Raw genomic sequence first — 23,046 nt, 5'->3', positions numbered from 1 at the left:
TTAGGAAACAGCAAAAAATAAAAAAACGCCAAACCCTTGATATGATTGGGATTGGCAAACATTAATTGAATTGTTTAGGGTACTTTGGCGGGACTGCGTGGGAATCGAACCCACCAGACCTGGCACGCAGGTCTCAAGCAGTTTTGAAGACTGTGGAGGACACCAGTACCCCATTCAGCCCCTCTGGAAAGCTGTTATATCAACGTTCCTAGCGTATTCCTCGCAAGGCTTTTTGCAAAGTTCTCGCCAGTATTACTCTTAATCATCACAGTCTCTATTATGTAGGAAGTATTCACTATTTTCAAGTCTTATAATATATTGAAATACATAAAAAGCAGCTTAAAACATTTTTGAACTATATGAGAATATGCTTAAGATTTCCACACCTTATTTTCTCTTTGTCTAATTTCAGATTCCCCTGAAGCTTTTATTTTGAATTTTGATTTCTTGGTTTTCCTAAAACCTTTGTTTTCCGAATCCGATTTTTCAGATGTTCCTACTCCTTGGTTAACTGAATCTGATTTTCCATATCTGTGCAAAAGATATGAAGCAATAATCGTACATAAAGCAATCAATATTAAAAGGTAACCATTTTCGTGTTTTAAGGTGTAGTGAAAGTTATGTTTTAATATGTACGTTAATTTCTTCGCTATTGAAAAGTTAAACCCATAATTAATAATGTAAAAAATACCCATTAGCGCCCAAATAATTGTAACTATCAAACTTAATATTTGATTAATTTTAGATACAGAATAATTATACTCTTTATGAAAGTGATGAATCTTTAAATTACTGTTTTGTATTACTGTTTTATACAGCGGTCCCATTACCTGATCCTCGAGTAAGTCAACGTGTCTCTCCCAGTTATTCTGCCAAAACTTACTACCTCTATTAACTAAGTACCAACTCAATGAAAAAATAAATCCTATACAATTTAAAAGAAAAATTAAAGTTGGTTGGGAATTTAATATTTCTTTACTCATTAAAAGAAAATAACCTGCAAAAATAACACCTATAATCGTCCAAAAGTAAGTAGCCCTTTTCCAGTACATATCTATTTCAAACTTTCTAATATCAAGTGCCTGTTTAAGTGCTTCTTTTGTAAGTTCATTGGAATTTGATTTACCAGTTCTGTCTTCTTTCGAACTTGAGTTTTTTACCTTTGTACCATTTATCTTGTTAGTACTATCGTTTTCATTCAATTTAAAAGACTTCTGATATTGTTTTAAATTTATTTCTTTCATACTACTAATCCCCTATTACCTTATAGAAGCTAAACGCATCCTTAATATCTTCAACCTGTTGTTTATCTAATTTACCCATATTGTTTTTTAACCATTCAATTTGTTCTTCAGTTGGTTCTGAATATATCCCGGCAACACAATGGTCGGAACCACCTAGTTCAAATTTCTTAGAACTGAAGTTTATCCAATTGTTGTCCTGAAGTACTGCCCCTTTAACGTTCATCTTAGCTGCAAACTCACTGTGTTTTCCATATTCACATTCATGAAAAGTACCATTAGCGTCTAACCACCCATTTAAGCCTTGACCTAGTTCTTTCAATCGATTCAACCCCCTTAAGAATATATACACATTTTACCATTGTATAACGTCTTTGTTAACTCAATAGATGTTTATAAATCTAATTGATAATAAACGTTACCTTAGTATTTTAAGAGTTTGTTAGGCTTTTCTTTAAATATAAAGATTTCATCAACAATCCATTAATCCATTTTATTAAATACATTGCTTTTAAAAATATATTCAACATACCCATTCATTATAAAAGGTTTTCTAGTCCTTTATACATATAAACGACTAATATACGCCCAAGAGTTCGTGACCTTTCCCTCATTTTTAATCAATATTTTCTAACCATTAAATCATGAATTTACCCTTTAACTTATACATGGGTTTTAATAAACCCTAATAAACCAAAGTTATTTTTAATAAAAAATACATTTTTGCAGACAATAGTCTGTAGAGGATAGAGGTCGATTGGTAGATAATAACAGTACTAAAGGAGGAGGGTAAGTTGTCATCTGAAAAAGCATTAGGGTCTTTAATACAAAGGCATAGGCTTACAAAAGGCTTAACTCAAGAAAAACTAGCAGAATTTTGTGAGCTAGACCGAACGTATATAAGCCTTTTAGAGCGTGGACTTCGAAGTCCTACTCTTAACGTGTTGTCTAGGGTTGCAAAAACTTTGGATACAAAATTATCTGATTTATTTAAGGAATTGGAACTATCAAACAGTCATCTAAATGAAAAGAGGAAAAGTGAAATGTACAGTTATGTAGTAAATAACAACGCTGATGTAATCTTACATGATGAGGTTATTTTGTCTAAGGAGCAGATTGTAGAGGCTGTCATAGCAACAAATACAAATCTTAAAAGGCTTAGTGATATAACTACTGAGTCTGGTGTTGAAGTATTTGAAGCATTGGGTATGCGAAACTTAAGTGGATTTATTGGAGAATTTTTCGTCAGCAGCCTTGAACTAGTTTCGAATAAAGGCTTGTTTAAAAACCCTCATCAAGACGGATATCCTGACTTATTGCTTGTTAATTCCGAAGAATCTCTTTCTTATTTTAACTCAATTGTAGATGTTGTAGATGGAAAGTTATATCCAAAAGAAAAAAGTTTGTTTAGTCCATTTAAGTATGGGGGATTAGAAGTAAAAGCGACTTGCGGCTCTACCCCTTCTGCAAAAGTGATGTCTAAACCATTAATTGGTGAACAAAGAGTTCATAAGCTGATTGGGTTTGATTGGAAAGCCCATCACCGAGAAACAAACAACCTAATTTCAATTTACTGGGATTTTTTAGACGGTCTTCCTACGATCTGTGCTGTTTTTTATAGAAATGATTTAACTGAAGATGACTGGGGTAAAATTGTTCAACCAAAAGAGAACGGAGGAAGAACGACCAGTGTTTCTATTATGAATTCTGGCGGCGTTAAAAAAATGTGCGAAAACTGGATTGCTGTAATAGAAGATGAAGACTACATATCCACATTGTCTAATCGAAAATGGATTGGATATAACATAAAGTAAGTAAATTAACTTTTTAAAGGTAAAAAAGCAGGAGTGAAAAGCTCCTGCTATAGTAATGCTAATTGTTTATATGCATCTTTGAAACGATTGTGTTCTACTCGTTCTATGGATAAAATATTGGAACAAACCATATCAATTAGCTTAGGTGGAACACTTTCACCAATAGAATCACGAATTAAACCCGTCTTTACAAGTTTCCCATTAATTTTAAATGAGTAATTATAATTATTAATAGTCTGTATTATAGTCGCTTCGTATATTGACAAAACCCTATTTTGCTCTGGATGTAGCTTATTATCAGAACATGCGTATTGGAAGTTCATGGTTAATGTACTAGCGGGTTCATCCCAAAACATTCTTTTATAAGCACTGGTATAACCCTTCATTATTCTTATATTTCCTGACTTATCCTCTGTATATGGACGTGGCAGAAGCGAGTTACATTTTTCACAATAAAGTGGAGTATCAGTATTATATTTGTTAATACCATCTTTCTTATCTATAGTAGCACCATGCTTTCTATTGCCTGCAAATCCACAATGGGGGTTTATGCACTGATTGTTAAATGCTGTATCACCTTCTGGAGTATGTTTAACCCAAGTGTATTTTTTATCATCCAATAGATTTACAAAATGCAATTCATGAAAAGAAGAGTCCTTTTCTTTTCCTTTTCTTCCTTCTAATTCAGGTAATCCAAATATTGCCTCTCTAAGCGTTAACCATTTCCTCTTTCCATTTTTTCCATTTTGAGAATGAGTTGACTCTGGTATAAAGCTTCCCGTTATATCAAAGTATTCCTTTCCTACTTCAGAACGAGTAAATATAGTTATCAATCTTTTTCGATTTTGAGGAACTCCATAATCTGCTACATCTACTACTTCAGCACCTCCTACATAGTCAGTGCCTAGTCTTTCTCTTATATACTCAATTATATTAACTAATCTATCATTTTCATCTAATATTACAGTATCTTTCATCTTAGGAACATTTTCAAATACAACCCATTTAGGTTTAAGAGCAGTGATAACATCCAAAGTAGGAATAATTAGACGATTTCTCTCATCCAATTTCGGTCTTAATCCCTTTCTATATTCACTTAATAGTTTTCCTGCACCGTTAGGTGACATTCCTTGACATGGGGGAGTTGCTAACAAAAGGAATAACTCTTCATCGTAATTCTCCTTATAATACTTGATGATATCTTCCTTGGTCTCCCAGATATCCCCCAAAAAATTCTTACTCTGCGGGAAATTGGCCGAAAACAGTTCCATCCTATCAGGAAGAATTTCACTGTTAACTACAGTGTTAATCCCGTTTGTATGTAACCCTAAATCCCCAATTCCTGCTGAACTAAAAAGACTAATTGCGTTCAATTAATTTCACCTCTATAAAAACTATTATAACACCAATTAATAATTATATTTAGACCCAACTTTATTTTACTTTTTCATTCTTTCTTCGTATAAGTGTTCTCTTCGTAATACCAGTAATTTCTTCGACTTCTTTGTATGTGTGAGTCTTAAGCAGCTTTAGGGCATGCTGTACTTGTTCCTTTGTATGTTTCCTGGGTCGACCCTCTCTAAAATCTTCTCTTTGCATTGCAAGTGCTTTTCCTTCTTTTGTTCGTTCGATTATTAGATTTTTTTCCATTTAAACTACTGCAAGAAGAGTTTGTAAGAAGAACATTCCCATTGTCGTGTTTTCCAATAAACCTATATTTAGCACATGAACCTTTACATCCTTTTTAAAAAGACCCTCAATAATTTCAATACCCTTTTTGTGTTAAGTGCAAGTCGGTCTTGCTTTGTAACCACTAATGTGTCACCCTCTTGTAATTTTTCGAGTAACTTCTCGAAATTGGATCTACCGGTTTTTGTTCCTGTAACCTTCTCTTCAAAGATGACTTCGCAACCTTCTTTTTTTAATTCTTCATTTTGAACTGTCAAATCTTGAGCAAAGGTTGATTCCCTAGCATATCCGAATTTCATCTCATTCCCCTCTTATTTATGTGACAATGTTTACCCTATTAAACTCCATAATTTTAATGCAGATAAAATTAAGTGTCAATACTATCTAGTTTTGTCACCAATCAAATTATTTACTCGTAAAGAAGTATAAAGAAAAATGATCCACGTTTAAATTATACATTTAAGAGATTTATTATATTTAAAAAGCATAAAACCCTAAACAGAATTTATTTTTCATACCCATTCTCACTTTCGCTCTAGACGCACGTCTTTATTTTTGCGATTTCTAACCTCTTCCATCTTAAAGTAAAAACTTTCTTCTAAGTTAATTTCAAAGAAGTTAGCAATTTTACAGATATAGGCTAAACAATCTGCAAACTCCTTGCCAATATCTGTTTTAACTTGTTCTTTTGCCAAATTAAATGCAATGTTCTCGTCAATTCCACTTTTGATAGAGTGGTTTGTTATATTAAAAGTTTTTCTTAGTTCTTCTGCAACTTCAGCTATTTCAGTTGTTAGCAACATATAATTATTGAGTAATGAAGCTTTACTTCTTTCATAATTTTTGTCATTTATTTCCCACCCCATCTCTGAATGATATTTTTTTTAAAATGATTGTATTTCTTTCATGTTGTATGTTCCCCTTTAAAATTTATATATTTATTATAAACAAAGTCGTTGCATATTCAGCTTCTAATTAATATTAAAAATTGTAATAACATAAAAAAACAAGGAAAGGGATTTTGAGAGTTTTAAGAATTAACGCACATTAGTCCTTTTACAAATCTTTGTTTTTATACATTCGTGTCCGCTCCATTGAAGTGAAGTAGTGATTAACTAACACCTGATGAAAAAAGTTTCATTTAGGGAACATTTTGTGCCTTATTATCAGGCTGCGGTCGTGGTTGGGGTCACTAAAATGAAAATCCACTTTAGGGGGGCTTTTATCAGCAAAAGAAGACTCCCAATTGATCTGAGAGTCTTCACACAACAACGTTATATAATTTAATGAAAATAGCTGCTTATTGGTTGTACCAACAAAGTTCGCCATGTTTTAAATCGTTTACTTGGTCTCTATATGAGCCGTCCCAGTTCATTGCAACCAGTTTTTCGAGGTCTTGGATTATATGGTGAATTTTATAGGCATCAGTTGCTCGAATTTTTAACTGTACCCTATCGATATGTGTACCATATCTGAATAAAATAATATTAATGCTGGTGTAAAAACTCCAATCACTACGAATCGTTAAGGTATATTTATCATTAAATATTCGCTTAATGTAAAATCCTGCATTATCGTGTTCGATACGGTATGCTTTTTCTATTCCATCAGTGAATAGGTTTAGACTTCTAACAATGTGGTTTAAATGTTCATTTGGTTTCTTCATGTTAATTTACCTGCCTTTAGTTTTTTTTGTCTTTGTTCCAATATTTATTTCCTTGTTCCAATCTGTACTGCCTATAAACACCGTCATAGCAACGTTTGTTCCAATGTTCCATTGTTCCAGTGAATTTTATATCCATAATAGTAGAGTAGTAATATACAAAATTATTTCTACTAAAAGAGATATTAAAAATTATTGGAACAATGGAACAAGATTGCTTAAACCCTTGATATAAAGCCTTTTTTCCTGTTCCAAAGTTGTTCCAAACCGTTTAAAAACTGGAACAAAATAAACTATTTTGGAACAAGATTATTCCTTAATTACATAACGGACAACAGGATTTCCAACTTCTTTACCTGTTTTGACATCAATCAATCGCTTTTTAATACATGTAAGGTTGAAGCGTTTCATCATCTCATTCTTGAAACGTGTTTTGCCATACGGAAACCTCTCATCATTTTCAAAGCACCAGGAAGTGTAAAGCTTGTATATTTCCGTTGCGGACATGTAATCAATCTCGTTGTAACAACCGTCAGCAGCGATGATATTACGTGTATCAAGCCATTCACCTAATTTGTCGTTGTTCTGCTTAAACTCCTCCTTCTGCTGATTGCGTTTTTCGTTCGGTGAAGGGTTACCATCGTTTTCAATCAGACGATACATTCCTTCAATTGCTAACTTCAGTAAATATTCTTTTGATTGATCTGAACTTGCTTTGCGTTCGGCAACGGTATCAGCCAATTTGTTCGGATCGTTTTTGAAGTTGAAATCAAAAGGAATGATTTCCAAACGTCTATTAACCTGGTCCCCTTCTTCCTTAATGTTTGGAAAGAAGTTGGATGCCCAAACCTGTGGTACTTCCAATTTAACGGTGAAACCGCCTTTACCCTTAAACTCGATTGTTGCCAAACCACCTGTAATAAGTAACTTGATCTTGTCGAAGTCTGGAATTGCCCTATCTCCGACCTCATCAACAAGATTTACTTTCTTACCGTACATTTCTGATATCTTAAATTGGCTCTTTGCCACATCGTGCGGTGAAAGTGTGGAAATAAAGTTATCAGACAGCAATTGTGAAATTAGATATAAAAAGAATGATTTCCCATTGTGTGCAGTCCGACCAAACAAGAACCATACAAATCTTGATAATAAATCGGGTGAAATGATGCTGCCTAAACATTCCTCAAGATTGGCACGAGTTGGAACGTCCAAGTTCGAAATTTTATTAAGCGTTTCATCTATAAACCCAGAATAAGCATCAGCATTCCAATCAATATTAATCTTGTAATCAAGGAAAACATCATGAGTAAACGGAACAAGTTCACGCTTCTCAATATCCCATAGACCATTTTTCAAAGGTATGTGAGTACGATGCCATTCTTTAATTACTGGTGCTGATTCGTAAATTGAGGTAGCAACCTCTTTCACTTGTTGGATAGTTAAAGTTTTATCTAATGTCCGAATCTGCCAGTTTAATAGCTTCCAATGAGGATCCATTTTATAGAATCCATCATTGTTGTCGTAATAATAGAGAATACCGCTCTCATCACCGTAACGTATGATATTAAAGTTTTCCGCGATGTAATCAGCCATTACATAATGAAGGAATTTTTGTGACCCTTTATCAGAAATAACCCACCAATCACCGCTATTAATTGTTTGGAGTTCGTTGGATGTTTTCAGCGCAGGGGTGTATACAAATTCCATCCCTTTTTCGATGTGTTTTTCCATTTGTTGTTCTAGAAAGGAATCCTTATCATCGATAAAATATTTCCATATAAGCAACATTGACTCTCGATATTGTTCTTCGTTCATATTCCAAGCCCAAAAACGTCCTCGCCATTTAGTCATCATGACATCCCTTGAACCATCGTTTAACGAAAATGTATCAATAAACCCGGTGTTGTTATCCCGAATGGAATCTGCAACCCTACGAGGAATCAGATAATGTGGCAGCTCGTCCAAGGGCTTATTTGAAACATGCTCAATAACTCGTCCTTCTGTGTTGTCTGTTGGAAAAACGATATACCCTTTTTGTGCGTTCCTAGTATCGATTGTGACCCCTAGTGTGGTAAACCATTTAACCGATTGATTAAAAGGTTCTCCGGTGTATTTGAATATGAATTGATGCCCCTTAGGAGTCCTAATAGCATGAAATGAAATATCCTCCCCTTTTAACAGTCTGTAAATCCGCTCACCTTCAGCCGCATTATCGGAATCTATCACGATATATCCCATTGAAATAACAGCACCAATCCAATATTTCCCCATGTCTCTAATGTCTGCTTGTTTATCTGATAAACCTTGAAAATCCTCTTTTGTATATCCCTTAGTAATGGTTTCCTTTGCAACATTATAATTTTCATTCCCATTTGCAAATCCTTTCAATTGAATCAATTTTGCACCTGGTAGAACAGAATCGACAGATGCCCTAACCTTTCCGTATTCCATCAGAATTTCCTCCTCTAGCTGTAATTTTCCTTATCTTCTATTTCCTTAAAAATCTCTTGGAATCGGCAGTTGTTTCTCCCTTGTGGCATTCAATGGAAGGTTGGCTTGCCCACTCTGGCATTCCCAAGTAAACGATGAATTTAAAGCATGGTTCATATATTCCTTAGTTACTATGAACCCTGTATCGTATCTCCCACCATTAAAAGCCACCGTCAAACCCTCCATTTGGACATACTGCCGAACTGCCTTGTTGCCCTTATTGGCTCGTTTCCAGGCTCGCTTGCGTTGTGCTGCCATACGTAAACTAAGCACCTCAGGAACTATGAATCTATCAAGTAGCTTACTTTTACAATGTAATCCCACCGTCAGTTTTAGATTGACAATTGAAAAAAATTTAACAAGCCACTTAGTAACTGTTTGTTGCGAGGTGTTTAACAGTTTACCAATTGCTGATAAGGTTAAACCTTGATTAATCCATAATTCGTAAGCCAGTGCCATATTCTCGGTAACCCCCTCATTGCTACCACTTGCATTGCCACCGCTATTAAAAAACCATTTCACTTGTAAACGAATTTGTTCAAGTACCGTTTCCTTATTAGCTAGGCTGCCTATTGACCCTTGCTCATTGTTATTAAGAATCCAGTCCAAATCCACTTTTCCGGCCCAAACACTAAGAGGTTTTTCTCGTTTATAGTTGGTAGTTTGAAGTTTCCCAGCTATTTGCTCGGTTTGTTGCTCCAATGCTTTGTCAATTCCATAGTTGATTTTCGTTCCTGTCCCTTGGATTGTGTACAGATAATCATTTCTCACCCTTTTCACCTCTTCTTTTTTTCACAAAGGGATTTTCTGGAACAATCTGCTTTTTATTAAATCCCTCCTTCAACCGGAATATCGTAATGAAAAACTGTAATTCACAACGAATTGAACATCTGCTTTCGGGGGTTGTGTCGTTAGGGCAATTGAAAATTCACAATTCATCTTAAAAAAATATTTTCAAAGGGTGTTCCGTACTTGTTTAACTATCTTTAATGGCTGCTTTTTTGCACAAAAAAATAACCCTTCCGAAATAGAAGAGTTTTTAAGAAAAATAATTTTGAGTTATCCACAAGAGGCGGTTAGAATTTGCAATTTTCCGGGACATATATGTAAGGATTTTGGGCGAGTCCTCTAGTTAGTACGGCATCCAATCAAACGCTTGCTGGGATGCGTTGTAATTAGTTTAAAGCTATTTATCAAATTCCCAGCTCTGTTTTGTCAGAGATCTGTTTCGGTAATAACACACCAAGGTTTATTTTGTTTTTCTATTATGTGACCGTCGTGAGATAGCCAATACAACTCCTTTAAGTTTCATAGATTTCCAATTTCCCGGTATGTGTAGCAACCGGGAAAATCATAACGGTCATTTAACACTGCGGATTCCACTTTCATTTTTTTAAATTAGGAAACAGAGAGGCAGGACAAGGTGAAAGGCTTGTCATAAAAAATCTAACCGAAAGGGGTGAGCAACATGAAGTTAAAGGAAACAAGGATTTTTGAAGGTGTACCTAATATTGAGATTCGAACAGTTATTAAAGATGGGAAAAAATTTCTGTATCATTATCAAAATCATGAACTGGTCAAAAAAGTTCTTGTAAAGGATTTCAGAGCTGAAAGTCAATTGAACGAGATGGAAGCATATATCAAACAAGCAAAATTTCAGCAAAAGAGATACAAAAAGTAGTTCAAGTGTTTTAGAGGGTGTTAAGCCTGTCGAGGTTAGGCTCTCGGCACACCCTTTAAAGCATTTGATGATTACCTAAATAAAAATTTACTTATCAAGGGGATAGAACATAATGAGCATTATTCACGCAGGATTTAAAGAAGATAAAGAAGTATTGAACATTCCAAAATCAAACCTAAAGGAATTATATATTTCCAGGATTCCAAAAGTAATGAAAAATAAAGCAGCGGCTGCAGTAGTTGAAAAACTTGCCAATCACATAGACCGTGTTGAAAATATTCAACATGAAATTGTTGAAAAGAAAAACGAGTTAATTGATCTGCAGGAACAGTCGGCAACATTGGAGGAACAATATCAAAAAAGCATGGACAGGAAAGTCCTTCGTGCAAAAATTGAATGTGATGCTGAAATTGAAATTCTTGATAAAGAAATCAAAACATTATTCATGAAGTCAAGGAATTCGCAAGCGTGGAAGTTAGATATTCCAGAAAGTGACTTAGACATTCTTGCTTCAGTATATAACCCTTTAGCTAAACGTGAAATGGAATTATATGAAGCAGCTATAAAGGCACAAGAAGTATTTGTTCAAGCACGAAATGCTTTCTTGGCTGAATATAAAGCTAATCATGAAATGTATGCTACACTTTCAGACCTTACTTCACGAAGTGCTGGTATGATTATAGAGCATAAACTTGATAGGATTCCGTCAGTTAAGATTGATGAATTAAGTTAATTTAATTCCAGGTATAATTCATACCGGGACTTTATAAAAGTAGAAAGGGTACACCACTTTATCCTAGTGATGTACCTTTTTTACGACAGCAAAAATTCTGATTTTTAAAAGTTCCTATTTAATGGTCAAATTGAGTAGGTGTTGTTAGGTGGGATAGAATTAAACTTGCCTTGTAATACCCAACTTGTTGATTCATGTTTTTCAAAATTCCCACCTATCCCCAAACCATATTCCAGTGCTTTTGCTTTAAAATCAGCATTCACATTAAAGTCTTCTTTATAATCTAGTTGTATGGAAAAGTTTTTTAAATTAAACTTTAATCGACCACGAGCTATCTCCTTCCATGTTTCTTCATGATGAAACCACACTAAATCGTCTGGTAACCCTGGTACAATATTATTTTCTGGAAGATGAAATTCACCAATAATGTCACTAGTTGAGTTTTCTTTGGATTGGTAATTAGCTCCAGAATTAAAAGGTACACCATCTAAAGGGATATCAACATTCATATTGGCAGCGAAGTATTTTTTCCATCCCGTTTTATGTATAACTTTAATTTCAGTAGCTCCTAAGTGAAGTAAAAGGTTCGTAGCTTCCGCCCATTTATGTTCAAATGTAAGCCTATGAAAATTAGCAAGTGGAAAATAAGTTCCTTTCTCTACTGGGTGTGCAACATAAACTATGTTTCCCAACGGATGACCAACTTGGAATCTTAATTTGGTATTATCATCTAATATGATGGGTTTAATCTCTTCATTTTCCCAAACTTTATCTATTGTGAAGTCTTTCCTATTTGTTTTTTCCTGGATACTTTCAATTACATTTGTTACAAGATTTACATAACCCGGAAGTGGTAACTTCGCCCATTTTTTTCGTTTAACATTATCTACTATTCTCCAAGGATTATATGTATCATGAAAGGTTTCTTTCAGCGAATCAAATACAACATCTGCAGAATTTTCAAGAAAATCCCCATCTTTTTTTGATTTTAAATCTTTGTATCCATCGACTATATAAATAAATTGCCTTTTATGGTATGGAAATGATATTAGCTTTTCTTCTCGTTTCATGGCATAACTCCTATGTGCTTTATTTGTAAAATTTTATCATAATACCATGATTATATTACTAATATAGCTAAAATTACATAGACAATTACAAAACTAATATGTTTAATATGTACTATTTTTTATTACATATATACATCCTGTTAATAACCATTGCCCATAATTCAGGAGATATGCTTGTATTTCATATTGACTCAAATCTATATGAGAATTAATCCAATCCCTTTGTAAGACCCTGTTAGCTAACTAATAAAAAAGTTTTTCGTGGGGTAAAAAAGATGACCTCATTTTAATCAGATCATCTTTTGAGAGCGTTGCAATATACCTTTTTAGTTTTGCCATCAATCCATTTGTCTTTTATACATAAGTTGAATCGATTCATTATCTCCTTTCTCAAAGGCCTTTTAAATTGAGTACCATCAACCATGTAGTCAAATGAAACGGTATAGTCAGTTTTGATAAACACTAGAAATTTTTCAAAGATTACTGGTGGTCTTTTGTGTAAAACATCTTCCAAGGTTAATGAATCTAGAAACCTATCAAAGGGACTCATCTTTTGAATAGGAATAGGTTGAAGATTAATACCATCTTTGTTGGGGTTTAACATTTTGTTATAAATTGTGTCGTTATGGATCTGGATATAAACCTTCTCAAGGTATTTAATAATTTCTACATCTTCGTTGTCATAGTATGATATGAATGCAACTTCATCCATAAAATCCTTCGTGTTAGAGCCTTGAGATTTACTAAAATGAGCATTTAGTCTTTGTTTAAGGTTGTTTGCCATCCCCACATATATGATAACGGTTTGAGCGTTATGGAACATATAAACGGATGGCTTCTTTGGTGCTAATTCCTTTTTATAAAGTTTGAATGCTAAGTTTGGTAAAAGTATATTTTCCATATTGTACATCTCCTATAAAATTTTTACAGAGGTATTAATGACAAAAAAAGATTACTAAAATGGAAATAGCTTAGAGGAAAACGAAATACCGAGCCACCTATATAAATGAATTAGTGAATCGTTTATGTACTCCACATCTTCACCAAAGAATTAATAACCATTGCCCATACTTCATGTGATGCTTGTATTTCATATTGACTTATATCTTTTAGAGTATAAACTTCCAAACCCTCTATAAGCCCCTGCTCGCTAATAAAAAAGCGTTTTGTGGAATGGTTGAACTGGTTCACTCTTTCAATTACAAATTCGTCCTTGTCTTTGTAAATTTTTAATTTTTTCATTCTTGCCTCCGTTTAAAATAATGTCTATTTCCATTTGATCCCCAACTTTGCAAACATAGCCTCAAGGTTTTGCTTTTTCTCTTCAAAAGTTCGCTCATCTTGTACAGTTTGATTTCCACAATATTCTATTGAATCCTTAAACCAATCAGGTAGGATTTCTCGTCTTATAGGTGCTTTTTTACCCCAATTTTGATAATTGTTTTGAGCAGGTTTTTGATTGTCATTTTGTGCTTGTTTATAACTCCTTTTTTCTTTTCTTGTAATCGTATTTTGAACCTTCTCCTCAACGATTTGAGCCTTATTTTTGACCTCTCTTACCGCCTCAACTATAACCGTTTTGACCTTTTTTAAAGGAGCATAAGCTAATAGTTGAATAAGATTTGTAGTTTGACGGATTTTCCCAGTTAACTCATCAAGTTCTTTCCTAGGTGATACCACAAAGATATTTAATTGCTCTGCCTTCTTGACCGTATTCTGGACAGTGCGAACCGAACACCCGACAGCCTCTGCAATGGTAGAGTTTGATTCGAAGAATGAACCGTGGTATTTACGTAACTTGGAGATGATGTACTTAATTACAGCTTTCCCTTGATACCCAAAGGCACGAAGTTTTTCCATCATATGCTTGTTACCGTGTTCGAAGATAATTTCAGTGGATGTAAGGACAGTCATGGTGTTCACCTCGTTTCTTAATTACACAAGTAATTATATAACACAAATACAAAAGTGTACACTTTTTTCTATATTAATTTTAAATATTTTTGGTATACTTATTACAAGGAACACAAACTGTACACTGGAGGTTTTAATATTATGGCTGTAAAAGAAGGCAAAACTAGAATAATTATTACAATTGAGGATAAATTGGCAGAAATAATTAAGATTGAGGCAATAAAAAACAAGAGGACGGTATCGAATCAGATTGCTTTTATGACAGAAAAATTAATTGAATTAGGTGAATTACCAAAGGGTGGTTAATAAACTTCAATCATCCTTTTTTTTATTCTAATTGAGAATTTATTTTTCTATATTTATTTTCATTCTTTTTTAAAGATAATCTTTTTTAAATTCTCCTTTTTCGTGTGCAAAGGGTGATGTAAGGTTTGGTATGCAGTACCCTATGCAATCAGATAAACAATTCAGATAATTTATTTGACCAAAACAAAAAACCGTCCCAACCCTCGGAACGGAAATATGATCTTATTATTTTATTTATAAACCTTATCCATACTATCAATTATAAAGCTACCTACTGGATTTAATCCATATTCCTTTTGAAGATACACACCTATTTTATCATGAATTAGATTGCAAACTTCACCATATTTTTTCCTATTTTCGGCAAAATCATTATGTTTGATTACATACATCCACATTCGACCATAATCTTTTAAACGTTTAATACCATATTTCCACTGATGTCCTTTAACAGGTATATTAATTATGTCTATACATACTACCTTGTTTAAATAAACATTGTCCAGGTACTCAATCTCGAAGCGTTTTTCTGTAAGGTTAGGTATTGCTTTAGTTTCATCGTGTTCCCTAATTTGTACACCATTAATAGTTTGAAACATATTTTTCCCCCTAACATATGCTAGATACGAGGATAGTATATCATTAAAATATATGTAAAATTTTAACGTTTCTGTGTCCAAATGAAAACCGTCCCTTAAGTGGAACGGTCTGTTCTATTTTCATTTACCAAATATGCTATTAATAGGTGAAAAAGAATTATGCTGCCTTCTAACATCAGTATCAGTCATTTGAATATATTTACGTGTCATACTCATATCACTATGCCCTAAAATCTTTTGTAAACTAAATGGGTCTCCACCATTCATTATATAAAATAATGCACCTGTATGCCTGAATGTGTGAGGTGACACACGCTTGTTATTGATTTCAGCTTTCCTACCATAATCCCTTAGGTTGATTCTAACTGTTGCATGATTCATTAGGTGTCCGTCATAAGTTAAAAATAAATGTTCATCACCAAAATCTTCAGTCTCTTGTAGATACTCTTTTAGTAACTTGGAGGTTTTAGTTGAAATTGGTACTTCCCTTGCTTTTCTTGTTTTCGTACCCATAGCTTCAAGTTTAATAACTCCATTTTTTAAATCAACATTGCAACGCTTCATTGCCACTAATTCAGAAATTCTTACCATTGTATCAAGTAATACAAATACAATCACTTTATCACGAAATCCTGTGTACATTGTCTCGTCTATAACAGTAAGCAACTTCTTTATTTCCATTGGTGTAAATGATTCCAATGTATCTTCAGGAGCCTTAACTGGTTTGAAATTCTCATGGATAGGTGTTCCAATATAGCCCTCGGTATAGCAGAATCGAATAAATGCCCTCATTGTCCTAATTCTAATATTAACTGTCATCGGTGATAATTCTTTATCATGAAGCATATAGCCAATATAACCACGAAAGTCCTCTAATGTTACGATTTCATTGGTCAGATCATTACCAAGGAATTCTTTTAGATAATCAAAGTGTATATAATACTCTCGAATAGTTCTAGGTGCTAATGCTTCCGTTTTCTTAAAGGTCATAAATTTATCAAACATTTCATCTAGCGTTAAAGCATCTAAAATCTTCTTAGTATTTCTTCCGGTACTTTCTCCACGTTTATACTTACGAACAGTTTTTTGCATAAAAATAGCCCCCTACGAATTTATATAGGTGACTAAGAGTAAATCTCCTCCACAGTTTCACTAAACAGTCTACAACAGTCTAGTCAAATTACACCGTTTAGACTGTGGGGGAAAAATATTATCATAAACGTTGAAAGTGTTGTCATGGCGGGACTGCGTGGGAATCGAACCCACCAGACCTGGCACGCAGGTCTCAAGCAGTTTTGAAGACTGTGGAGGACACCAGTACCCCATTCAGCCCCAGGAATGTTAAATTATTAATGTGGTTAGACTATTGTTATACAGCCTTTTCATCAAAGGTCTAACCAGTCTCGCTTACCTATCATTTGTACTCATAATACAATGGAATATAGTATTAATCAATAGAGTTGGCGGTTTTGTCACTTTTTCGACAACCTTTCCCCTCCCCTATTGCTTGATTATTCCAGCCAATATCAATGGATATGATTCTAGCTAATCGATGCTCTTGTTTCAAATTGTGACGTTTGCTTGTCATTTTCCCTGAAATCAGACTATAATAGGATGAAAAATAGTATTTTGAAGGTGAATAATATGCAGCTACATGGTTGGTTTTTGTGGTTTATCTTATTTTGGGTTGTTTTTTTAGTTGGTTCTTTCGCCATTGGCGGATTTTTTATGTTCCGAAAGTTTTTGAAGAAAATGCCGAAAGAAGACGGCAAGTCGGTGATGGATTGGGAAGAGCATTATGTGAAGGAATCGCATCACTTATGGGGTGCCGCCGAGAAGGCTTTGCTTGAGGATTTGGTCAGCCCTGTTCCTGAATTGTTCCGTGATGTTGCCCGGCATAAAATTGCGGGGAAAATTGGCGAGCTTGCCTTAAGTGAAAAGGCTCCGCAAATTACGGAAGAGCTTGTGATTCGAGGCTATATCCAAGCAACGCCTAAAAGGGATCATAAATTTCTGCGTAAAAAGCTGTTTGAAAATCGAATTGATGTCGCGCCATACGAGCATTTATTCTAAACCGTCCAAAATCCGGACGGTTTTTTAATTTTTTTCACAAAAATAAAAACACTGACTCAGAAGAATCAGTGTCCGTAAGTTACATCATTTTAATCCCATGCAGTTCTTTATAAAGCTTCATATACGACCGGTACATCGCCACACGCCACGGAACAATCATACTGAAAGCAAGCAAGAAGAACATGCCGCTAAGCTGTCCAAATTCAATCTCACTGCTTAAGATGGTTTTTGCAACAAGGCGGACAACTAACAAACCTACTAAAATAAATATAAATGCTTTTGACCGTTTTAAATAAATTTCTTTGTCACGAATCTCAAATTTAGAGGTTTTAACAAGCAAGATTGAAAAAAGCATGCCCACCACTACAGCCTCTATAATTTCCATCGAATTTAATCTAAATTCTGGTACGATATACATAAGTGCACCACTGGACATAAAAACAGGAGGCAAGATAATTTTTTTTACACTTGCGGGTTTATTTGCAGCTTTCATGCGGACAAACATCGCAAAAGTGCCCATCAAAACTGCTCCGATTGAAGAAATAACAACGTAGTTCATTGGTCCATTCTTCCCTTATCTAATTATTTTCTAACTCATTATAGCTCAAATCATCGATGTTGTTAAAAATTTTTGATTGTATTTCTGTTCCCACTATTGAATGAGCAGAGGTAGCGAATACAAAAAAAGGAAAGACCGTGTTAGAGCATCCGAAATGGTTAAGATTTTATCGCTTTATTTAAAGCGGTGAATTAAAATCGCCAAATATTGCCGAGAAGATCGAAATGATTTTTGTCATCCAGTCAAAAAACAGGACAATCCCCATGATAATCATCAGGTAGCCGCCCACTTTCATAATAACTCCGCTGTATGTCCGGATCCATTTCATGCGCCCGATAAAGAACGATAAGATTAAAAAGGGAATCGCGAATCCTAAGGAATAGGCCGTCATGTATAATACACCTGAGCCCGGGTTCGAAGCCGCAAGCGAGATTACGATTGTCAAGATTGGACCCGTACAAGGTGTCCAGCCAGCTGCAAAGGCCATCCCAATAAGGACAGAGCCAAGATAACCTGATGGACGGTTCTTAAATTCAAACCGCCTTTCTTTCATCATAAATTGCGGATTTAAAATTCCCACAATGATGAGTCCAAAGAATACGATGAAAATTCCGCCAAGCTGACGAATTAAATCTTTATATTCTACGAAAAAACGGCCGATAAAAAAGGAAGTTCCGAAGCCAATCACTATAAAGATGACTGAAAAACCTAAGAGAAAAAACAGTGTATGGAACAGACTGCGTTTTTGTAGCATGGCATTTTCGCTTTTTAGTTCGCCGACAGACATTCCGGTTATGTACGATAGAAATGCTGGATAAAGGGGTAGACAGCATGGAGAGATAAAGCTCATAAATCCTGCCCCTAATGCTAGAAATATATTTACATCAGACATATTAACACTCCCACTATAGTCGATACCTCTACATTCTAACAAAACTTTTGAGCAAAAGATAATGATTAACATGAACATTTTGTGTCTCCAGGAGAACATTTCAAATTCCTTATGCAATTTAAAAGTGACAATTATATTTAATGGATATTTTCCTACAAATGTCTTTGAAGTAATTTACAATATAGGTTATACTAGTAAAACAGCGCCATTTTGGTAGTCTTTTATTCTCTTATATACCAAAAATCGGGAGTTACTCCGGAAAGGACATCTGCCGTGATCAAACAGGATTTAGTTGCATTAATCGAGCAAAAACGAGCTGAATTAGTTCAAGTCGCTATAACCAACGGCTTGACTTCCTCCGTTGCAATTCGCTATAGCCAGGAACTTGATCATCTTTTAAATGAATATAATCGAAAATATATCAAAAAAGTTCCATCCTCCGCCTGTTAAACGGCAAACTTATTGAAAGTTTATGCTCCAAACTAGATTAATAGGATATGAAAAGCCTGGCATAATGCCAGGCTTTTCAATTATATCAGAATTTATATCATTGAAATTTGAGAATTGTCCAGCTCCAGCGCCCAGCGGCTAGTGGACTTCGCTCTTCTCCCTACGATAAGTCAACATCGGTTCACTAACGTTCACCGTGTTTCCTTTATCTCAGTCGAAGCGCTCCAGTCCATACGCCGCTAAACGGGCGCTTCCGCTTTTCTTATCCATTCACTACATCTTCGAAACGTTCGACCGCTCCGTTTTGCAGTAGGAACATTTTATGATAGAGCCCACCAAGCGCGAGCAGCTCTTGATGCGTTCCCCGTTCAACAATTTCCCCTTGATGCAATACGAGGATTAAATCAGCGTCTTGGATGGTTGATAAACGGTGGGCAATTGCGATTGTTGTTCGCCCTTTGCGCATTTTTGCCAGCGCCGTTTGGATGGCCTCTTCTGTTTCCGTATCAATATTGGCTGTCGCCTCATCGAGCACTAATATTTTCGGGTTAGCGGCAATCGTCCTGGCAAAGGCAATTAACTGCCGCTGTCCGCTTGAGAAAGTTGCGCCCCGCTCGACCACCTTGTGGTCAAAGCCATCCTCAAGCCTGTCGATAAACGTATGTGCTTGAACGAATTTTGCTGCTTCCTTCACCTGTTCATCTGTCAAACTTTCATTATGAAGGCGAATATTATCCTTTACTGTCCCGTAGAACAAAAATGGATCCTGCAGCACTAGCCCCATCTTCTCTCTTAGTTCAGGCTTAGTAAAGTTTCGAATCGATTCCCCGTCAATCAAAATTTCCCCGCGTTCAAACTCGTAAAAACGCATCATTAGATTAATGATGGAGCTCTTTCCACTGCCTGTGTGACCGACCAGTGCTACCGTTTCACCGGGATTAGCGGTAAAGGATATATTTTTCAAAACATCCCGTTTGCCATCGTAGGAAAAACTTAAATCCTTGAACTCAATCTTTCCTTGTTGAATGGCAATCGTCTTCTCGTCCTTTTGAGCCGGAGCCAGCTCTTCTTCATCTAACAATCGAAACACGCGGGAGCCGGCAACGATTGCCTGCTGGTATAAGGAAAGCCTCATCATCATCTGGTTTACCGGCTCAAAGAAACGGTCTAAATAATTGATAAACGCGTAGATGACCCCAATTTCCACACTGTGTTGAAAGGATGTAATCCCGAAATAGCTTAAGACAATGATAAGGGCAAAAATATAAATCAAATCAATCGCCGGTCTTAGCAAAAGACCATCAATTTTAATATTTTTCATTCCTGCCTTGTAGTGCTGCTCGTTAATGTCGCCAAATTCATGACGCAGGCGTTTTTCCTGACGAAAAACTTGAATAATTGCCATTCCCGAAAGCGACTCCGCTAGCTTAGCATTCAATTGGCTCAATCTCTCACGCATATCAAGGTAAAACCGCGAGCTTAATTTTCGATATAAGTTCATTACAAACAATAGGATTGGAATAATTATGACGCAAAACAGTGCCAGTTTTATATTCAAAATAAACATTGCAATAAAAATACCAGTCAACAGAAAGCCACTTTGAATAAAGGTGGCAATGACGGTGACAAACATATCTTTAATCGCTTCCGTATCATTCGTCACCCGGGAAACGATGCTTCCCGCAGGGGTTTTATCAAAATATTTCAAACCAAGTGACTGGACTTTTGAAAACACATCGATCCGGAGCTGCTGGATAATGTATAGAGCAATCTCCTGAAATTTCACAAATTGAAAAAACATCAAGACAGCCTTTACAATTTGAATCCCCATGTAAATCGAGCCGAGAATCAATAATGGCTGAAATTCAAGCTTCCCTGGTGTCAAATAATTATCGATAAAGATTTTGACTAAATACGGCAGGACGATATCTCCTATTGTTGTTAAGAGCAGCAGAACGAAGGCAATGCTGATCATTTTCTTATGTGTTTTTGTATAAGAAAGGAGACGGAACAATATCTTTCTTTGTTCACGTTCTGACAGCTGCAATTTCTCTTCCATCTTAATGCCCCCCATGCTCAACAAGTTCTTCTAGCTGCTGGTGTAAATACATTTCCTTATACCATCCGTCCAATTCCATCAGGTCCTCATGTGTGCCTCTTTCGATAACCTGCCCATTCTCGAGGACGATAATGAGACTGGCATGTTGGATTGCACTTAAACGGTGCGAGGTAATGATGGTTGTTTTCCCCTCGCGATTTTGCCTTAAGGATGAAAGGATGGCTTCCTCCGTTTTCGCATCTACTGCTGATAAGGAATCGTCGAGTACGAGGACTTCCGGATTCATTAGGAGTGCACGTGCAATCGAAATTCTTTGCTTTTGCCCGCCTGACAACGACACTCCTCGCTCACCGACAATCGTTTGATACCCATCTGTAAATTGGAGGATATCGTCATGGATATTGGCTAGTTTTGCTGCCCGTTCGATCTCCTCGATTGTTGCTGTTGGATCTGTAAAGGCAATGTTTTCAGCAACCGAAGCGGAAAATAAGAAATGGTCTTGTGGGACATAGCCAATTGCTTCCCGTAATTTTTCGAGCTTATAGTCCTGAAGTTTTTGCCCGCCAAAACGGATTTCACCTTGATAGCCTTCAAATTCACGAATAAGCAGCTTTAACAGTGTTGTTTTGCCTGAACCTGTCTTACCTACAATTCCTAATGTTTCTCCCGCATGTAGGGAAACGGAAATATCTTTCAAGAGCGGCTGTGCATCGCCTGGGTAAGTAAATTCAGCGATTTGATACTGAATATCTCCATACGGCACTGTATCAAGCGCCTTTTCGTGATCCGTGATTTCGACCTTTTCCCTAAGAAGAGCGGCAACTCGGTCGTAGGAAGCGCGGCCTCGTTCAACGATGTTAAACAACCAGCCAAACGCTAGCATTGGCCATATTAATAATCCTAAATAGGTTGTAAACGAGATTAATTCACCAATCGATAAGTCACCATTAAGGACAAACTTGGCGCCAAAAGCGATCGATAAGAAAAAGGAAATCCCGACGATGATGGAAATGGTAGGGTCATAGAGAGAGTCGATTTTCGCGACGACAATATTTTTCTGAACGACGTCTTCTGATTGTTTCCGAAAATCTTCAATATCTTCCTGTTCCTGTCCAAACGTTTTGATGACCTTTATCCCGGTTATACTTTCTTGTGTCTTATCATTTAATGACGAGAACGCTTCTTGGGCCTTGTAAAAGCTTTTATGCAGCATCGATCCAAACCAGCTCGTCAGCATCGCCATAAACGGCATCGGAATTAAGCAGATTAACGTCAATTTCCAGCTGATTGTAAAGGCCATTGCAATGATAACAAACCCGCCCGTTGAAAGGGAGTCAACGAGTGTCAAGACCCCTGCCCCTGCAGTTTGCTGGATGGCTGACAGGTCATTGGTCGCATGTGCCATCAGATCGCCCACACGGCTTTTCTGATAAAATGCTGGTGACATATTGGTAAAATGTTGATATAAGCGATTTCTTAATATTTTACTCAGTTTAACCGACGAACCAAAGATCATAATTCTCCAATAATATCTTAGGACATACATGGCAATCGCGACACCAATAAGAACGATAACCCATTCTACCAGCATCGCTTTTGTAATCGTCCCCTCATGAATATGGTCAGCAATAATGCCAATCACCTTTGGCGGTACTAACTGAAGCATTGCCACGAGCAGCAAAAGGAAAACCCCTGATATGTATGCTTTTTTCTCCTGCTTAAAAAACCAGCCTAATTCTAAAAAAACTTTCATGAAACCTCCCCCAAAACACTTAAAAATCCAACTGTTTCATTTCTTTCTTTAAAATCACTA

23 protein-coding genes, 2 tRNA genes and 1 pseudogene are annotated in these 23,046 nt (G+C 35.8%); 6 read left to right on the top strand and 20 right to left on the bottom strand.

Annotated elements, in window-relative coordinates:
• Nucleotides 1-85: 85 nt before the first annotated feature.
• From AA980_RS26770 to AA980_RS03485, 3 genes are all read right to left on the bottom strand, one after another.
• Nucleotides 86-182 (bottom strand) — tRNA-Sec (locus AA980_RS26770).
• A 189-nt stretch (nt 183-371) separates the two neighbouring features.
• Nucleotides 372-1,244, bottom strand: a complete 873-nt coding sequence (locus tag AA980_RS25620) for a RipA family octameric membrane protein (protein ID WP_024029876.1) — start codon at nt 1,242-1,244, stop codon at nt 372-374.
• A gap of 4 nt (nt 1,245-1,248) precedes the next feature.
• Nucleotides 1,249-1,563, bottom strand: coding sequence for a hypothetical protein (locus tag AA980_RS03485; RefSeq protein ID WP_024029875.1), 315 nt, complete (start codon nt 1,561-1,563; stop codon nt 1,249-1,251).
• Nucleotides 1,564-2,035: 472 nt separating this feature from the next.
• Here AA980_RS03485 and AA980_RS03475 point away from each other — a divergent pair, with 472 nt between their 5' ends.
• The gene (locus tag AA980_RS03475) at nt 2,036-3,055 is read left to right on the top strand and encodes a helix-turn-helix domain-containing protein (protein ID WP_024029874.1); all 1,020 of its coding nucleotides are present in this window, start codon (nt 2,036-2,038) and stop codon (nt 3,053-3,055) included.
• Nucleotides 3,056-3,102: 47 nt separating this feature from the next.
• On the opposite strand, the gene AA980_RS03470 is transcribed toward AA980_RS03475, so the two are convergent.
• From AA980_RS03470 to AA980_RS03445, 6 genes and pseudogenes are all read right to left on the bottom strand, one after another.
• A complete protein-coding gene (locus AA980_RS03470; RefSeq protein WP_024029873.1) occupies nt 3,103-4,428 on the bottom strand; it encodes a DNA cytosine methyltransferase in 1,326 nt (441 codons plus the stop codon).
• A gap of 61 nt (nt 4,429-4,489) precedes the next feature.
• A pseudogene (locus AA980_RS03465) lies at nt 4,490-5,043 on the bottom strand (recombinase family protein).
• A gap of 225 nt (nt 5,044-5,268) precedes the next feature.
• Complete coding sequence (locus tag AA980_RS03460; protein ID WP_024029870.1) at nt 5,269-5,610, bottom strand: nucleoside triphosphate pyrophosphohydrolase family protein; 342 nt, start codon at nt 5,608-5,610, stop codon at nt 5,269-5,271.
• 434 nt (nt 5,611-6,044) lie between these two features.
• Nucleotides 6,045-6,410 carry a hypothetical protein gene (locus AA980_RS03455; RefSeq protein ID WP_024029869.1) on the bottom strand — a complete coding sequence of 122 codons (366 nt, stop codon included), beginning with the start codon at nt 6,408-6,410 and terminating at the stop codon, nt 6,045-6,047.
• A gap of 306 nt (nt 6,411-6,716) precedes the next feature.
• Nucleotides 6,717-8,858 (bottom strand): DUF5906 domain-containing protein, encoded by a 2,142-nt coding sequence (locus AA980_RS03450; RefSeq protein ID WP_024029868.1) that lies wholly within the window; start codon nt 8,856-8,858, stop codon nt 6,717-6,719.
• A 45-nt stretch (nt 8,859-8,903) separates the two neighbouring features.
• The gene (locus AA980_RS03445; RefSeq protein WP_024029867.1) at nt 8,904-9,668 is read right to left on the bottom strand and encodes a hypothetical protein; all 765 of its coding nucleotides are present in this window, start codon (nt 9,666-9,668) and stop codon (nt 8,904-8,906) included.
• 697 nt (nt 9,669-10,365) lie between these two features.
• Here AA980_RS03445 and AA980_RS03440 point away from each other — a divergent pair.
• Both AA980_RS03440 and AA980_RS03435 read left to right on the top strand, forming a co-directional pair.
• Nucleotides 10,366-10,578, top strand: coding sequence for a hypothetical protein (locus AA980_RS03440; protein WP_024029866.1), 213 nt, complete (start codon nt 10,366-10,368; stop codon nt 10,576-10,578).
• Between the two features lie 112 nt (nt 10,579-10,690).
• A complete protein-coding gene (locus AA980_RS03435; protein ID WP_024029865.1) occupies nt 10,691-11,311 on the top strand; it encodes a hypothetical protein in 621 nt (206 codons plus the stop codon).
• Between the two features lie 125 nt (nt 11,312-11,436).
• Here AA980_RS03435 and AA980_RS03430 read toward each other — a convergent pair whose 3' ends face one another.
• The 4 genes from AA980_RS03430 to AA980_RS03415 all read right to left on the bottom strand — a co-directional run bounded on the left by AA980_RS03430 (nt 11,437) and on the right by AA980_RS03415 (nt 14,295).
• Nucleotides 11,437-12,381 carry a hypothetical protein gene (locus AA980_RS03430; protein WP_024029864.1) on the bottom strand — a complete coding sequence of 315 codons (945 nt, stop codon included), beginning with the start codon at nt 12,379-12,381 and terminating at the stop codon, nt 11,437-11,439.
• A 295-nt stretch (nt 12,382-12,676) separates the two neighbouring features.
• Entirely contained in the window at nt 12,677-13,282 is a 606-nt protein-coding gene (locus tag AA980_RS03425) for a GIY-YIG nuclease family protein (protein WP_024029863.1), read from the bottom strand.
• A gap of 122 nt (nt 13,283-13,404) precedes the next feature.
• A complete protein-coding gene (locus AA980_RS03420; protein WP_024029862.1) occupies nt 13,405-13,623 on the bottom strand; it encodes a hypothetical protein in 219 nt (72 codons plus the stop codon).
• Between the two features lie 24 nt (nt 13,624-13,647).
• Nucleotides 13,648-14,295, bottom strand: a complete 648-nt coding sequence (locus AA980_RS03415; protein ID WP_024029861.1) for a helix-turn-helix domain-containing protein — start codon at nt 14,293-14,295, stop codon at nt 13,648-13,650.
• Nucleotides 14,296-14,436: 141 nt separating this feature from the next.
• Here AA980_RS03415 and AA980_RS27110 point away from each other — a divergent pair, with 141 nt between their 5' ends.
• Nucleotides 14,437-14,601, top strand: a complete 165-nt coding sequence (locus AA980_RS27110; RefSeq protein ID WP_156351206.1) for a hypothetical protein — start codon at nt 14,437-14,439, stop codon at nt 14,599-14,601.
• A gap of 230 nt (nt 14,602-14,831) precedes the next feature.
• On the opposite strand, the gene AA980_RS03410 is transcribed toward AA980_RS27110, so the two are convergent.
• The 3 genes from AA980_RS03410 to AA980_RS26765 form a co-directional block, all read right to left on the bottom strand.
• Nucleotides 14,832-15,200 carry a hypothetical protein gene (locus tag AA980_RS03410; protein ID WP_024029860.1) on the bottom strand — a complete coding sequence of 123 codons (369 nt, stop codon included), beginning with the start codon at nt 15,198-15,200 and terminating at the stop codon, nt 14,832-14,834.
• A 120-nt stretch (nt 15,201-15,320) separates the two neighbouring features.
• Nucleotides 15,321-16,292 carry a tyrosine-type recombinase/integrase gene (locus tag AA980_RS03405; RefSeq protein ID WP_024029859.1) on the bottom strand — a complete coding sequence of 324 codons (972 nt, stop codon included), beginning with the start codon at nt 16,290-16,292 and terminating at the stop codon, nt 15,321-15,323.
• 145 nt (nt 16,293-16,437) lie between these two features.
• Nucleotides 16,438-16,534 (bottom strand) — tRNA-Sec (locus AA980_RS26765).
• A gap of 310 nt (nt 16,535-16,844) precedes the next feature.
• Here AA980_RS26765 and AA980_RS03400 point away from each other — a divergent pair.
• On the top strand, nt 16,845-17,273 hold the full coding sequence (locus AA980_RS03400) for a DUF2621 domain-containing protein (RefSeq protein WP_024029858.1): 429 nt from the start codon (nt 16,845-16,847) through the stop codon (nt 17,271-17,273).
• A 79-nt stretch (nt 17,274-17,352) separates the two neighbouring features.
• Here the strand turns inward: AA980_RS03400 and AA980_RS03395 are convergent, their stop codons facing one another.
• Complete coding sequence (locus AA980_RS03395; protein ID WP_024029857.1) at nt 17,353-17,832, bottom strand: CcdC family protein; 480 nt, start codon at nt 17,830-17,832, stop codon at nt 17,353-17,355.
• 178 nt (nt 17,833-18,010) lie between these two features.
• Nucleotides 18,011-18,724, bottom strand: coding sequence for a cytochrome c biogenesis CcdA family protein (locus AA980_RS03390; protein ID WP_024029856.1), 714 nt, complete (start codon nt 18,722-18,724; stop codon nt 18,011-18,013).
• Nucleotides 18,725-18,997: 273 nt separating this feature from the next.
• Here AA980_RS03390 and AA980_RS03385 point away from each other — a divergent pair, with 273 nt between their 5' ends.
• Nucleotides 18,998-19,174 (top strand): aspartyl-phosphate phosphatase Spo0E family protein, encoded by a 177-nt coding sequence (locus AA980_RS03385; protein ID WP_024029855.1) that lies wholly within the window; start codon nt 18,998-19,000, stop codon nt 19,172-19,174.
• Nucleotides 19,175-19,436: 262 nt separating this feature from the next.
• On the opposite strand, the gene AA980_RS03380 is transcribed toward AA980_RS03385, so the two are convergent.
• Nucleotides 19,437-21,233: an ABC transporter ATP-binding protein gene (locus AA980_RS03380; protein ID WP_024029515.1), complete on the bottom strand. Its 1,797-nt coding sequence runs from the start codon at nt 21,231-21,233 to the stop codon at nt 19,437-19,439.
• 1 nt (nt 21,234) lies between these two features.
• A complete protein-coding gene (locus tag AA980_RS03375) occupies nt 21,235-22,986 on the bottom strand; it encodes an ABC transporter transmembrane domain-containing protein (protein WP_024029516.1) in 1,752 nt (583 codons plus the stop codon).
• Between the last annotated feature and the right edge of the window lie 60 nt (nt 22,987-23,046).

The sequence above is a fragment of the Neobacillus vireti genome, from assembly GCF_001026695.1.
In the GTDB taxonomy this organism is placed as follows: Bacteria; Bacillota; Bacilli; order Bacillales; family Cytobacillaceae; genus Neobacillus; species Neobacillus vireti.
Note: the sequence above shows the minus strand (reverse complement) of the source record. Positions and strands in the feature narration are given on the sequence as shown.